This window comes from Labrenzia sp. R5_0 (assembly GCF_017743835.1).
GTDB lineage: Bacteria > Pseudomonadota > Alphaproteobacteria > Rhizobiales > Stappiaceae > Roseibium > Roseibium algicola.
In genome coordinates, this window is record NZ_JAGHRK010000013.1 from 1 (window position 1) to 13,044 (window position 13,044).

Here is a 13,044-nt window from a genome sequence, read left to right on the forward strand (position 1 = left end):
GTTGTCGGCACCATCAACGTCCGTCACCGGGCCAATGTCGAACTCGTTCTCGTCGCCCACCGTGACCCGGAAGATGCCGGTCGAGGTTGACCCATCCGTTGACGTCGCCGTCACTTCAATATCGATATAAGGGGTTGTCTCGCGGTCAATCACTGCGCCATCAGCAACGGTAATAACGCCCGTATCCGGGTCGATATCGAACCGACCATCGGTGATGGAATAGGAAACCGTGTCGGTTGCATCAGGATCTTCGGCAAACGCCGTCACGCCGACAACGGTGCCACCGGCGGAGTTCTCCTGAACGAAGTTGTCGGTACCATCAACGTCCGTCACCGGGCCGATGTCGAACTCGTTCTCGTCGCCGACAATAATCCGAAAGGTGCCGGTCGAGGTTGACCCATCCGTTGACGTGGCTGTGACCTCGATATCGATATAGGGGGTTATCTCGCGGTCAATCACCGCGCCATCAGCAACGGTAATAACGCCCGTATCCGGGTCGATATCGAACCGACCATCGGTGATGGAATAGGTGACCGTGTCGGTCGCATCCGGATCCTCGGCAAACGCCGTCACGCCGACAACGGTGCCACCCACGGAGTTCTCCTGAACGAAGTTGTCGGCTCCATCCACATCCGTCACCGGACCGATATCGAACTCATTCGCGTCGCCCACCGTGATCCGGAAGGTGCCGGTAGAAGTCGAGCCATCCGTTGAGGTGGCTGAAACCTCGATATCGATGTAAGGCGTCGTTTCGCGATCAATCACCGCGCCATCAGCAACGGTAATAACGCCCGTATCCGGATCGATCTCGAACCGGCTGTCTATGATCGAGTAGGTGACCGTGTCTGTCGCATCCGGATCATTCGCAAAGGCGACTACGCCGACAACGGTACCCCCTGCGGCGTTTTCCGTTACAAAATTGTCGGTGCTGTCGACGTCCTCGACAGGGCCCACCCCGGTGTTCCCACCATCGCCGCCTTCGCCAGCACCTCCGCCTCCGCCGCTGGTTCCGTCACCAACCTGGGAGCCCGATGACTGAATGCCATCGCCGCCCAGATCGAATTGAGACAACGTCGGGTCGAGACCACCCGCTTCCGGAACGGCACCGTCGCCAAGGCCGCCGTCATCGTTTGGACCACCATCGGCGGTTTCGGCCACTTCGGTACCGCCGTCCGGCAGTAGCGTGTCACCGGTTCCAGCTCCGCCCAACCCCTGACCCAGCCCCCCATGCGCACCCTGGCCGTCTCTACCGCCGTCGCCGCCAAGTCCCTCGGCATCCTGGGTTGAGGCACCAGATCCTCGATCTTCGAGAGGCACAGCCTGATAAAGGTTCGCCAAGGTTGCTTCACCGGTATCTTCCGGTTCCACGGACAGGGAATAATCATTGCCACCGGCCGGGCGGTAGGGATCGCCTGCTTGAGCCTCCATGCGTGCAGGCGACGGTTCTGATCCGCCGTTGGACTTTGCTGCGGTCTCCGTTGAAGAAGAAACGCCGGGCTTGCCTGCATTCGCTGAAGTATCGGTGTCGGCCATGACTTGCACGTGCTCCGTTAAAACCTAACGTCATCACACGCAGGGTTACCTTAATAAAAACCAACTTCATTCTTCGAATTACATGTATAACTTGATGTAAATTTAGAATTTATGGTATTTTTGGTAAACGGTTTTGAAACAATTACGCGCCTTAATGTATTCAAGGAGGCGCTTACTATGGCATCTTTTATCACTGATACTTTTTCCAGTATCAAACTGCCGCAACTGGAGTTTTTTTCCTCCGAAACCGGAGAAAAAGTATCAACACCGAAACTCCCGCGCTCGGTGGTAACCGCTTCCATCCTGATCAATATCCTCGGTCTGGCGATGCCACTGACCATCTTGCAGGTCTATGACCGGATTCTGCCGAACAAGTCGACCGACACGCTCGTCATCCTGATCGCAGGACTGGGTTTCGTTCTGGTGATCGATGCAGTTCTGAAAACGACACGGTCGTATCTGACAGGCTGGCTTGCAGCCTCTTTCACCCACCAGGCCAACGTCGAAGCAGCCAGACGTCTTCTGCACTCCAGAGCGGACATCAACTCTGAGGCGACGGTGACCAAACACCTGGACGCGCTGCGCTCGCTGCAAGCAATGGGTGACCATTACGGTGGTCAGGCCCGCCTCCTGGCAATCGACCTTCCCGCCAGCCTCCTCTTTCTTGCCGTCCTGTTTCTTATCGGGGGGCCGATCGGCTTCGTGCCGCTTGTTCTCCTGGCCTTGTTTGCCCTGAGAACCGCCGCTCTAAATACAAGGATCGACAGCCTGATTGAAAAACGCGCGGAGCAGGATCAGCGAAAATACGATTTCATCTTCGAGGTCCTGTCCGGCCTCAACACCATCAAGGCCATGGCCTTCGAGCCGGTCATCCTGCGCAGGTTTGAACGCCTGCAGACGCAAAATTCTCGCCTTGGCTACGACTATATCGATCTCACCAACCGGGCACGGAATTCCTCCGGGTTCTTCACCGTCCTCACAACGGTCTGCGTGGTGTCGGCCGGGGCCCTCATGGTCATGTCCGGGTTCATCAGTGTCGGGGCGGTTGCGGCCTGCACCCTGCTGGCAGGTCAGGTCGTGCAGCCCCTGCTGCGCGGCATCAACCACTGGACGGACATGCAGCGGGTCAAACATGACTTCCGCGAAGCGCGCGCCCTGTTCGATTTGCCAAAGGAAGAGCGGTCAGGAAACAGGAACCTGACAATTGTCGGCAACATCAAGCTGCAAAATGCCAGCTTCGCCGCGCGCAGCGATGCGATCGTGCCTGTCCAGAATCTGAGCCTGACGATCAATGCCGGAGAAACGGTTGCCTTTGAGGGCAGCGACGGCAGCGGCCGAACGACGCTTGCTCGCCTGATTTCCGGTGATATCGAACCGACCTCCGGCAAGATCATGATAGACGGACAGGATCTGTACGGTGTCGACCACCGGTATCTGTGCCGGCACATCGCCTACGTCAGCAACGATGCCCAGATGTTCGCCGGCACGATCCTGCAGAACCTGACTCTCTTCGGATCTCGCGCAAGCCCGCAAAAAGCCCGATTGGCGGCGGACCTGATCGGCCTTGAAAAGGACATTCACCTGCTGCCGTTGGGCTACGACACAATGCTCGGCAACGCGATTGAAGAAAATCTCACCGACAGCATGGTACAGCGCATCGCCATTGCGCGCGCGCTCGCAGGCGAACCGAAGATCCTCATCCTCAACGATGCCAACGGCGCTCTCGACCACAAGAGCGAAGCCCAGCTCGTTGAAGCGTTGAAGCGGCTCAAAGGCCAGTTGACCACGTTGATCGTCAGCCACCGCCCTTCTTTCCGCGCCATTGCCGACAAGCAGTTTCTGATGGAGCACGGCCGGATTAGTGCCTTGCCGGACACGCCGAACACCCCTCGATACAAATTGCGGCGGCGCGAGCCAGCCGACACCAAAAAGCAGGCTTAGGAGCTGAACATGTCCCTGGCGGCTTTTGAAAACGCAGATTCGATCTTTCAGAACCTGAACCCGGCAGAGAGCCGGATGAACCTGGAAACCCGTGTCCAGCAGCATTCAGGCAGTACGATCGACCGCGCGTCTCCGGCAGAGGCCTGTTTGCTGCCCCTGCTGGAAGCCCTCGGCTGGGATGGCATGGAACGCCATCTCTTCGAAGCCCTGCCTCACCTTGAAGGCATAAAGGGCATCTTCGACCTTCGCGCCGTGCTGACCCGGCTGAATTTTCGGGTCACTCCGACCGGCCGATCCGCAAAGCAGCTGACCGCGGAACAGTTTCCCTGCCTGGTGAAACACGGAGACAATCTGCTGGTCGGCCTGGGGCGCACAAGCGACGGCCGGTTCCAGGCCTACAGCGGCGAGGCTCATCGCACGGTCGCCATTGCCTTCAGCGAACTCAAGGATGCCGAGATCTTCGTGATCGAGCCGGATGACAGCACCGAAAGCGCCGGTTTTCAGCACTGGTCCTCCCGCCTGTTCCATCAGTTCCGGGGCACGGTGCTGTCGATCATGACCGTCGGCCTGCTGTCGAACATCCTGGCGCTCGGTCTGCCGCTCTTTGTCATGAGCGTTTACGACAAGGCTATCGGCGCCAAATCCGTTTCCGTGCTGGTCACGCTGCTGATCGGCATTGCGCTTGTGCTGATCATGGACTGGATGGTCAGAGGCACCAAATCGCATCTCCAGGCCTACCTGGGCGCCAGGCTCGACGCGGTGGTCGCCAACACCACCTTCCGCCATTTCCTGCATCTGCCGCTCCCCCTGATTTCGTCCGCCCCCATCGGAGCGCAAATCACCCGTCTGAAGCAGTTCGACGGCGTGCGGGACGTCTTTCACGGCAATCTCGCCAATGCGTTGATCGACCTTCCCTTCTCGGTGATTTTCGTCATGGTTCTCGGCTTCATTGGCGGGCCGCTGGCACTGCTGCCGGCTGGGCTGCTGGTGCTCTATGTCCTGTCGGCCATGCTCATCGTTCCGCGCATGAAACAGGCAATCAATCAGGCCGGCGATGCAAAGTCGCGCATGCAGAACATCACCGTGGAGATCCTGTCGAGGCGAAAGGCCATCCGGGAACTGTCCGCCGACGACATCTGGGTCGAGAAATACCGGGCGATTTCCGCGGACTTTGCGCTGAAGAACCTGAAGACGAGGCAACTGTCGCAGGTCATGCAAGTGGTCTCGCAGATGTTCATGACCCTGTGCGGCATCGGTGTCCTCGGTTTCGGAGCCGTTCTGGTCATGAACCAGGACCTTTCTCAAGGCGCGCTCATTGCCGTCATGGCCCTTTCCTGGCGTGCGCTCAGCCCGATGCATCAGGCCTTTCTCAGCGTATCGCAACTGGGCCAGGCCCAGCAGACGATCGAACGGATCAACAGCCTTCTGAAAATCGAAATGGAACGCCAGCCCGGCAGGCTGCCGAGCCTGCACCGCCAGTTCCAGGGCACGATCCGCTTTTCCAACGTCGTGCTGCGCTATCCTTCCCGCCAGGAACCGGCCTTGCGCAATTTTTCGCTTCAAATGGAGCAGGGATCCGTAACCGCGATCACCGGCCCGAGCGGTTGCGGCAAGACCTCGCTGGTGCGGGCCGTGCTCGGGCTTTATCGACCCCAGATGGGCGCTGTCCTTGTCGACGATCTCGACATCCGCCAGCTCGACCCGGGCGAATGGCGCAACTCCATCGGTTATGCACCGGAACACCACGATTTCTTCTACGGTACGATTGCGCAGAACTTCCGCATGGCCAATCCGCAGGCGGACAACGATCAGGTTCGCAAGGCCTTCGAGGAATTCGGCCTCAACGCCTATGGCGAAATTCTGCCCCAGGGTGTGGAGACCCGGTTGACCGGCCAGCTGATCGAAGTGCTGCCGGACAACGTCAAACAGCGCCTGCTGCTGGCCAGGGCCTTCATGCGCCCTGCCCCGATCTATCTGCTAGACAACCCTGCCGGAAATCTGGATTTCGAAGGCGACAAGTTCCTGATGAAGAAGATCGACCAGGTTCGCGGAAAGTCGACCGTCATCATCACGACCTACCGCCCCAGCCACATGCGCATGGCAGACAACATTGTCTACATGCAGAACGGCATGGTGGCGATGGCCGGAGCCCCGAAGGACATCCTTGAGGACGTGCTCAAGCAGCAATCGAAATAACGTAAGGGGCCGTCGCCGGCCCGCCGCAAGACAACCGCCGAGGACTTTCCAATGGCAGCAAAAGACGATCCCGACACACTCCGCAAGGCGGTCTACGGCCGCGTCGGCCTTCCGCTGGAATTGGAAGACGGCGTGCCCCCGGCCTTTTATTCACGCCTCCTCATGGGACTGACCATCGCGACCGGCTTCCTGTTGCTGTGGGCTGCCATCGGCCAGATCCGGGAAGTGGCCAACACGATCGGGGAGATAGCGCCTGCCGGCCAGATTTTGAAAGTGGAGCACCTGGAAGGCGGCATCGTCTCGGAGATCCTTGTTGAGGAAGGCCAGCTGGTACAGGCCGGAGACCCACTCGCCCACCTGGAAAAACAGGATACGACCACGGAACTCGCCCGCATTCAAAGCCGTCTCAGCTATCTGGAACTTGAGGAACGCCGTCTGCTTGCACAGGAATACAGTGATGCCAACACCGTTGGCCTGCGCCTGGACCCGTCGGTGGATGGCCTGAGCACCCAGCAACGGGCGGCCTTGACCGCCAACCGCAAGGCGGTTGCCGACGAACAGGAAGCCTACACCGCACGTGTCGCCCAGAGGCGTGCCGAAGTGGTCAGCCTGGAGGCACAGGTCGAACTTCAAAAATCACAGGTCGAACTGGAAAAGGAAAAATTCCAGATCCAGGAAGGTTTGCTGAAAGACGGCTACACGTCGCGTCGCCGCTTCCTGGAGGCCAAGGGGGATTTTCAGCGGTCGCAGGTCACACTGGAACAGCTGTTCGGCAATCTCGCACAGGCCCGTGAAATGCTGACCGAAGCCCAGGCCAGCCTCAGTCAGGCCGGCGCCGAAGTGAACCGGGATGTCGCCGACGAGCGCGCCAGGATTGCCCAGGAGCGCGACGAACTGAAACAGGAAATCGCCAAACTGAAAGACCGGCAGGACCGCCTGTTCGTGAAGGCGCCGGTGGCAGGTTACGTCAAGAGCCTTGGCCCGACCGGTCGTGGTGCAGTCGTCAATCCCGGCGATCTGATTGCCGAGATCGTCCCCCTGTCCGAAAACCTCGTTGCCGAGGTGAAGGTCAATCCGAAGGACGTCGGCCATATCAACATCGGCGACAGGGCCGACATCACGATCACCAGCTACGACCCGAACATCTATGGAACCGTGGCCGCGGAAGTGGAGACCATTTCCGCCTCGAGTTTCCAGGACGAATTCGGCGAATACTACTTCAAGGCAACCCTCGCCTTTCCCGGCCAGGTCATCGGCGCCGGTTCACACGAACGGCCGATCCGCCCTGGCATGCAGGTCAACGCCCAAGTGGTCACCGGATCGAAATCGATCCTCCTTTACCTGCTGCACCCTGTAACACGTGCGGCACGAACGATCTTCACAGAGCGCTGAAGTCGAGTTTTCCGGAAATCCTGAAGCCCCGGAAACACTCCGGGGCTTTTTCTTCTTGCAGGTACACCCAGGCTTCTTCCGAGAAAGAGTGGAGGTCGCCGCCCAGGATACAAAAAACCCCGGAGCGAACTCCGGGGTTTTGACGTTTTCACACTTCATTGGCTCAGTGGGTTGCCGGCGTCACCATCGCATAGATCGTGTCATGCACGTTGAGCACGCCGATCGGACGGCCATCGCTGTTGACGATGTTAGCCTCGCCCTCGCCCGTGTCGGCAAAGGTCCGGGCCGCTTCTTCCAGCAGGATGCCGCTGGAAATCGTCGGTCCGTTTTCCAGCGTCCGGGACGTATCCATGACCGTGTCGACCAGGATCACCCGGCCACGGTTCACTTCCTTGACGAAGTCGGCAATGTAGGCGTCAGCAGGCTTCAGAACGATTTCCTGCCCGGTCCCCTGCTGCACCACTGCCCCGTCGCGCAGGATCGCGATCCTGTCGCCAAGGCGCAGCGCCTCGTCAAGATCGTGGGTGATGAAGACGATGGTCTTGTGCAGCTCTTCCTGAAGGTCGAGAAGCACGGTCTGCATGTCCATGCGGATAAGCGGGTCAAGCGCCGAGAACGCTTCGTCCATCAGCAGAATGTCGGCATCGTTGGTGAGCGCGCGCGCAAGCCCCACACGCTGCTGCATGCCGCCGGACAGCTGGTTGGGATAGTGGTTCTCGAACCCTTCCAGCCCGACGCGGGCAATCCAGCGGGCCGCACGCTCTTCGGCTTCCTTGACCGGCACACCCTGGATTTCCAGACCATAGATGGCGTTCTTCATCACCGTGCGGTGTGGCAGCAGCGCGAACTTCTGGAACACCATCGCCGTCTTGTGGCGGCGGAATTCCCGAAGCTCTGCCTGAGACATCTTGCAGACATCATCGTTGCCATAAAGCACTTCGCCATCGGTCGGGTCGATCAACCGGTTGATATGGCGGATCAAGGTGGATTTGCCCGAGCCGGAAAGGCCCATCACCACCTGGATCTTGCCACCCGGCATGGAGATGTTGATGTCGTTGAGGCCAAGCACATGGTTGAATTTCTCGTTCAACTCGGACTTGGACATGCCGTCCTTGACCTTCTTGACCATCTCCTTGCCGTTCGATCCGAAGATCTTGTAGAGATTCTTGATCTCGATACCCGTTGCCTCAGCCATGAACCACCTCCGAGTGTTTCTGAAGGCGCTTGCCGAAAGCCTGGGTTGCGCGGTCGAAGATGATCGCGATCGCGACGATGGACAGGCCGCTGAGCATACCTGCTGTCAGGTACTGGTTGTTAATGGCAACAAGCACTTCCTGCCCAAGTCCACGTACGCCGATCATGGAAGCAACAACAACCATGGAAAGCGACATCATGATGCACTGGTTGATCCCGGCCATGATGGTCGGCAAAGCCAACGGAAGCTGAACGTTCATCAGCTTCTGACGGGCGCTGGATCCAAAGGCATCAGCAGCTTCAAGCACATCCGTATCGACAAGCCGGATACCCAGATTTGTCAAGCGGATCATCGGCGGAATGGCGTAAATCACGACGGCTATCAGACCCGGGACCTTGCCGATACCGAAAATCATCACAACGGGAATGAGGTAGACGAAGCTCGGCATCGTCTGCATCAGGTCCAGGATCGGATTGACGAAACCCTGAACACGATCGGACCGCGCCATCACGATGCCGATCGGAATTCCCAGAACAATTGCCAGCAAGGTGCATACGGTAACCATGGCGACGGTGCGCATGGTGTCTTCCCAGAGCCCGAACACCCCGATGAACACCAGGGCCAGAACCGTTCCGACCGTAACACTGATCTTGCGGCTCAATAAGTAAACCGCCAGCGCGAAAACCGCGAGAATGATCGGCCAGGGCGAGTTGATCAGAAGGTTTTCGAGGAAGACCAGGAAATCTTGCAAGGGGTTGAAAAAGTTGTCGATATAGTCGCCGTAGGTTCTGGTGAAGCCTCTGAACGAACCGTCGATTGTCTTCTTGATCGCCAGCAGGTCTGTTCGACCCAGCGATGGAAATTCTATCCAATCCATCTTTGTTGTCCCGATGGTTTAGTTTTTGCCCCAAATGGTTGGGGCCGCACCATTGGAGCGGCCCCTGTTGTTTCTTTTGCCTGTCAGAGCGCGGCTTTCACTTTTTCAGCGACTTCCGGGCTGACCCACTGGGTCCAGACATCTTCGAAGTTTTCGAGGAAATAGTATGCGCCATCTTCGTTGGCAGCCTGGTTGTCGGTCATCCAGGCAAGAACCTTGCCGGCCGTCCGGTTATCCCAGGTGCGGCCCTTGATGTACTCCATGGCCGGGCCTGCCTTGTTGGCGAAGTCGTCGGTGACGACGGTAAAGACTTCAGACTTCACCCAGGAGTTCGGCTTCGGCTCCGGGCAGTCCTCGATCACGGTGCAGGTGTCCCACTCTTCCTTGTCATGCGGGACTTCGAAGTCGAGCAGGGTCATGTCGTACTTGCCGAGGATCGCGGTCGGTGCCCAATAGTAACCGAGCCAGCCTTCCTTGCGCTCGTTGGCTTTTGCCAACGCACCGTCAAGGCCCGCAGCGGAACCCGGATCGACCAGTTCGAAACCGCCCTTGTCGAAGCCGAAGGCGCGGAACAGGTTGCCGGTGGTGATGCGGCAGTTCCAGCCTGCCGGGCAGGTGAAGAAGGCACCCTTGCTTTCGTCTTCCGCGCCGGGGAACAGTTCCGGATGCGCCAAGGCATCCTTGACGGTGTAGATGTCATGCTCTTCGGCGATATAGGTCGGGACCCAGAAGCCTTCGACACCGCCTTCGTTCAGGATTTCACCGCCGATGATCAGGGAGCCTTCGGCAACTGCCTTGTCGAGAGGCTCGCGCACGGCGTTGATCCACAACTCCGGAGCCATGTCCGGTTCGCCTTTTTCATTCATGGAGGTGAATGTCGGCATGGTATCGCCACTCACCAGTTCAACGGTACAGCCGTAGCCGTTTTCCAGAATGATCTTGTCGATCTGCGAAATAGCGCCTGCCGACGCCCAGTTCATTTCCGCAACGGTGACCGTGCCGCACTCTTCTGCCATGGCGGACGAGGCCATGCCGATAAGAGCGGTCGCGGCGACCGAGACAAACAACTTCTTCATGAGGATGCTCCTGTGCAGTCTGTTTGCTTGAGATTGAATTGGGCGCGGCGCGCGAAAGCTTCCGTGAAAGCAATCACCTCCCTGCGCGTCCAATGGAAAAGAATAACGAGTTGAGAACAGAATTGAGCCGTGAAGGCTTCTAGATTAAATCTTATTAATTCAGCCTTCATTTGACGCATATACGTTGTTCTTGCTCGAAATAAGCCTGACCGCCGTCTCTACTTGAGAAGAAGGTCATACTCGGTATTTGTACCGAGCTCAGGCCCAACGACCAATACAATTGCATTAAGAGGCTCCTAGCACAACAGTATAGTCGCAATTCTCATACCATTCATACGTCAAATTTCGTGAACATGCCTGCAAACGACATTTTAATGCCGGTATTCGTCATGACACATAATTTTCTTACTATGACAGTGATTCTTTTCACCCTTAAAAGGTGTTTAAACTCAATAAGATCAACCAGTAAGTGCCGAATTTAACCATGTGTACTGATGACCTGATCGCGCAACACCTTGTGCACGAGGTCGGCAAGTACCGGTGCGGCACAAGTGTGCTTTCGCAAGAAAACCATTTCGCGTCCGGCCCCGCCCTGAAGGTCTTTCAAGGTCATCTCCGGACCATGCATCCGCAACCCTCGCCAGACGGGCAAAATCGCCTGTCCTGCTCCCTGAGACACCATCTGCGCGATCGTTTCCGGAGCATCGAGCTCACAAAGGATGTGTTCTTCGCCAACCAACACGCCAAAATCCGCCCAGAGTTTGCGGCCGCCCCACGATTGCCTGTCATAGACAATCCAGGGCAGTTTTCCGGCCTCGGTTTTGGATAGATCGCGTTCGGGCGGCAAGGCATGAACGATAGCCTGAGCCTCCAGTGTTCTGCAGATGATGTCCTTGGGCAATTCAAATGGGGCGGCAACCGTAATGGCCGCGTCCAACGCCCCGCTGCGCAATCCTTCGTAAAGATCGGCCGACGTGCCGGGCCGAACGGTCAGCACCGCCTGAGGCGCCTTTTGCCGGAACTGCTGGATGACCGCGGGCACGTTGTCCGAAAGGGCCGTCGATACCGCCCCAAGCCGAAATGGACCGCTTAACCCATCAGCATCTATGCGGTTTGTCAGCTGCTCCGCGTCCCGCACAAGGCGACGTGCTGCGGGCAACAGCCGGAAACAGGTTTCGGTCGGCAGGGCTGCGTGTGCCGTTCGGTTGAGAAGCGTTGCCCCCAATTCGGCTTCCAGCACACGAATACGCTGGCTGACGGCAGCGGCCGTGAGCCCCTGCTGTCGCGCAGCCGCAGCAATGGATCCGGTTTCGGCAACGGCCAGCAGGCTTTCAAGAAATCGGGTATCCAAAACATTTTCCTTCGCTCAGAAGCAGAAAAACATCTTAAATGTTTTGAATCGGATCTGCTACTCAACATCCGTTTTCAAAGGAGCCGAGCGATGCAACCCTGTTTTCACCTTGCCTATCACGTAACCGATCTGGACGAAGCCCGCGCGTTCTACGGCGGCCTGCTTGGCTGCAAGGAAGGCCGCAGCACGCAGACCTGGGTCGACTTCAACTTCTTCGGCCATCAGGTGTCCCTCCATCTCGGCAAGCCTTTCGAGACGACCAACACCGGCAAGGTCGGCGATCACATGGTGCCGATGCCGCACCTGGGCGTGGTGCTGGACATGGAGACCTGGAAGACGCTTGCGCAAAAACTGACAGACGCTAACCTCGCCTTCGTCATCGCCCCGACCGTCCGGTTCGAGGGCCAACCCGGCGAGCAGAGCACCATGTTTTTCAAGGACCCTTCCGGCAACCCAATCGAAATCAAGGGCTTTGCCGATGAAGCCGGGGTTTTCGCCGCATGAGGCCCGTCGTTCCCTTTGTTTCCTCTGCAAGCCCTGATGAGCGCCAGAGCTGGCGCGAAGCACTGCCGAAGGCGCTCGACGGCATCGCCGACGTCAAGCCGTTCGAAGACCTCACGGAGGACCAACGATCCGAAGCGCGCGTTGCCATTGTCGCCAATCCCGACCCCGCCAATGTGGCGGCACTTCCCAATCTGGTCTGGGTACAAAGCCTGTGGGCCGGGGTGGAGCGCCTGATGGGTGAGCTTCCCGCAAACGGTCCGAAGATCGTCCGCCTGACGGATCCGCAAATGGCGGAAACCATGTCGGAAGCGGTTCTTGCCTGGACGCTTTACCTGCACAGGGGCATGCCCCGGTACATTGCCCAGCAGCGGCAGAAGATCTGGCAGGATCATGCACTCGAACGCCCACAGGAACGCACGGTTGGCGTCCTGGGTCTTGGCAAGCTCGGCGCAGCGGCGGCCTTGCGGATGAAAGCCAACGGCTTCAATGTGCTCGGCTGGAGCCGTACCGAAAAATCAATTGAAGGCATAGCCTGCCGGCATGGTCGCGATGGCCTTCTGGAGGTACTCGGCCAGTCCGATTTCATTGTCCTGCTGATGCCGCTGACGGATGAAACACGCGGCCTGATCGGCCAGGACGAGCTGAGCGCCTGCAAGAAGGGCGCTGCGATCATCAACTTCGCCCGAGGCCCTATTATCGACACTGCCGCTCTCGTCAACAATCTCGACAACGGCCCGCTCGGCCATGCCGTTCTCGACGTCTTCGATGAAGAGCCCCTGCCACCGTCAAGTCCGCTGTGGGATCATGACAAGGTCACGGTGCTGCCGCACATATCCGCCCCGACCATCATCAGCACAGCGTCCAGGATCGTGGCAGACAACATCGGCCAATATTACAAAGACGGTACGATTCCCCCAGCCGTCGACCGGGAACGTGGATACTGAAATTTGATCCGCTCTCCGTCGCAATAGTGTCAAGG

At 58.3% G+C, this 13,044-nt stretch carries 10 protein-coding genes; 5 read left to right on the forward strand and 5 right to left on the reverse strand.

Annotated features, from left to right (window positions below):
- A partial coding sequence (locus tag J7447_RS30535) for a cadherin repeat domain-containing protein (RefSeq protein ID WP_209171748.1) occupies positions 1-1,533 on the reverse strand: 1,533 nt, incomplete at its 3' end.
- A gap of 177 nt (positions 1,534-1,710) precedes the next feature.
- Between J7447_RS30535 and J7447_RS30540 the strand changes: the two genes are divergently transcribed.
- Genes J7447_RS30540 through J7447_RS30550 form a run of 3 tightly spaced genes read left to right on the forward strand, consistent with a single transcriptional unit; the run spans position 1,711 to position 7,062 of the window.
- Positions 1,711-3,474, forward strand: coding sequence for an ATP-binding cassette domain-containing protein (locus J7447_RS30540; RefSeq protein ID WP_209171749.1), 1,764 nt, complete (start codon positions 1,711-1,713; stop codon positions 3,472-3,474).
- A 9-nt stretch (positions 3,475-3,483) separates the two neighbouring features.
- Positions 3,484-5,670 carry an ATP-binding cassette domain-containing protein gene (locus J7447_RS30545; protein WP_209171750.1) on the forward strand — a complete coding sequence of 729 codons (2,187 nt, stop codon included), beginning with the start codon at positions 3,484-3,486 and terminating at the stop codon, positions 5,668-5,670.
- Between the two features lie 51 nt (positions 5,671-5,721).
- A complete protein-coding gene (locus tag J7447_RS30550) occupies positions 5,722-7,062 on the forward strand; it encodes an HlyD family type I secretion periplasmic adaptor subunit (protein ID WP_055661245.1) in 1,341 nt (446 codons plus the stop codon).
- A gap of 163 nt (positions 7,063-7,225) precedes the next feature.
- Here J7447_RS30550 and J7447_RS30555 read toward each other — a convergent pair whose 3' ends face one another.
- From J7447_RS30555 to J7447_RS30570, 4 genes are all read right to left on the reverse strand, one after another.
- Positions 7,226-8,257: a glycine betaine/L-proline ABC transporter ATP-binding protein gene (locus J7447_RS30555; protein WP_077291809.1), complete on the reverse strand. Its 1,032-nt coding sequence runs from the start codon at positions 8,255-8,257 to the stop codon at positions 7,226-7,228.
- Positions 8,250-9,134, reverse strand: coding sequence for a proline/glycine betaine ABC transporter permease (locus tag J7447_RS30560; protein WP_077291808.1), 885 nt, complete (start codon positions 9,132-9,134; stop codon positions 8,250-8,252). The genes J7447_RS30555 and J7447_RS30560 overlap by 8 nt, the downstream gene beginning before the upstream one ends.
- A gap of 83 nt (positions 9,135-9,217) precedes the next feature.
- Positions 9,218-10,210, reverse strand: coding sequence for an ABC transporter substrate-binding protein (locus tag J7447_RS30565; RefSeq protein ID WP_023003362.1), 993 nt, complete (start codon positions 10,208-10,210; stop codon positions 9,218-9,220).
- Positions 10,211-10,688: 478 nt separating this feature from the next.
- Positions 10,689-11,561 (reverse strand): LysR family transcriptional regulator, encoded by an 873-nt coding sequence (locus J7447_RS30570; RefSeq protein ID WP_209171751.1) that lies wholly within the window; start codon positions 11,559-11,561, stop codon positions 10,689-10,691.
- 90 nt (positions 11,562-11,651) lie between these two features.
- On the opposite strand from J7447_RS30570, the gene J7447_RS30575 reads away from it, so the two are divergent.
- Both J7447_RS30575 and J7447_RS30580 read left to right on the forward strand, forming a co-directional pair.
- Positions 11,652-12,065, forward strand: a complete 414-nt coding sequence (locus J7447_RS30575) for a VOC family protein (RefSeq protein ID WP_023003365.1) — start codon at positions 11,652-11,654, stop codon at positions 12,063-12,065.
- Positions 12,062-13,009, forward strand: a complete 948-nt coding sequence (locus tag J7447_RS30580; protein ID WP_209171752.1) for a glyoxylate/hydroxypyruvate reductase A — start codon at positions 12,062-12,064, stop codon at positions 13,007-13,009. Before J7447_RS30575 ends, J7447_RS30580 begins: the two co-directional genes overlap by 4 nt.
- The last annotated feature ends 35 nt before the right edge of the window (positions 13,010-13,044 follow it).

Excerpts from the sequence above, each read along its gene's own strand:
- J7447_RS30540 (WP_209171749.1), top strand. The coding sequence starts at position 1,711 with ATGGCATCTTTTATCACTGATACTTTTTCCAGTATCAAACTGCCGCAA.
- J7447_RS30545 (WP_209171750.1), top strand. The coding sequence starts at position 3,484 with ATGTCCCTGGCGGCTTTTGAAAACGCAGATTCGATCTTTCAGAACCTG.
- J7447_RS30550 (WP_055661245.1), top strand. The coding sequence starts at position 5,722 with ATGGCAGCAAAAGACGATCCCGACACACTCCGCAAGGCGGTCTACGGC.
- J7447_RS30555 (WP_077291809.1), bottom strand. The coding sequence starts at position 8,257 with ATGGCTGAGGCAACGGGTATCGAGATCAAGAATCTCTACAAGATCTTC.
- J7447_RS30560 (WP_077291808.1), bottom strand. The coding sequence starts at position 9,134 with ATGGATTGGATAGAATTTCCATCGCTGGGTCGAACAGACCTGCTGGCG.
- J7447_RS30565 (WP_023003362.1), bottom strand. The coding sequence starts at position 10,210 with ATGAAGAAGTTGTTTGTCTCGGTCGCCGCGACCGCTCTTATCGGCATG.
- J7447_RS30575 (WP_023003365.1), top strand. The coding sequence starts at position 11,652 with ATGCAACCCTGTTTTCACCTTGCCTATCACGTAACCGATCTGGACGAA.
- J7447_RS30580 (WP_209171752.1), top strand. The coding sequence starts at position 12,062 with ATGAGGCCCGTCGTTCCCTTTGTTTCCTCTGCAAGCCCTGATGAGCGC.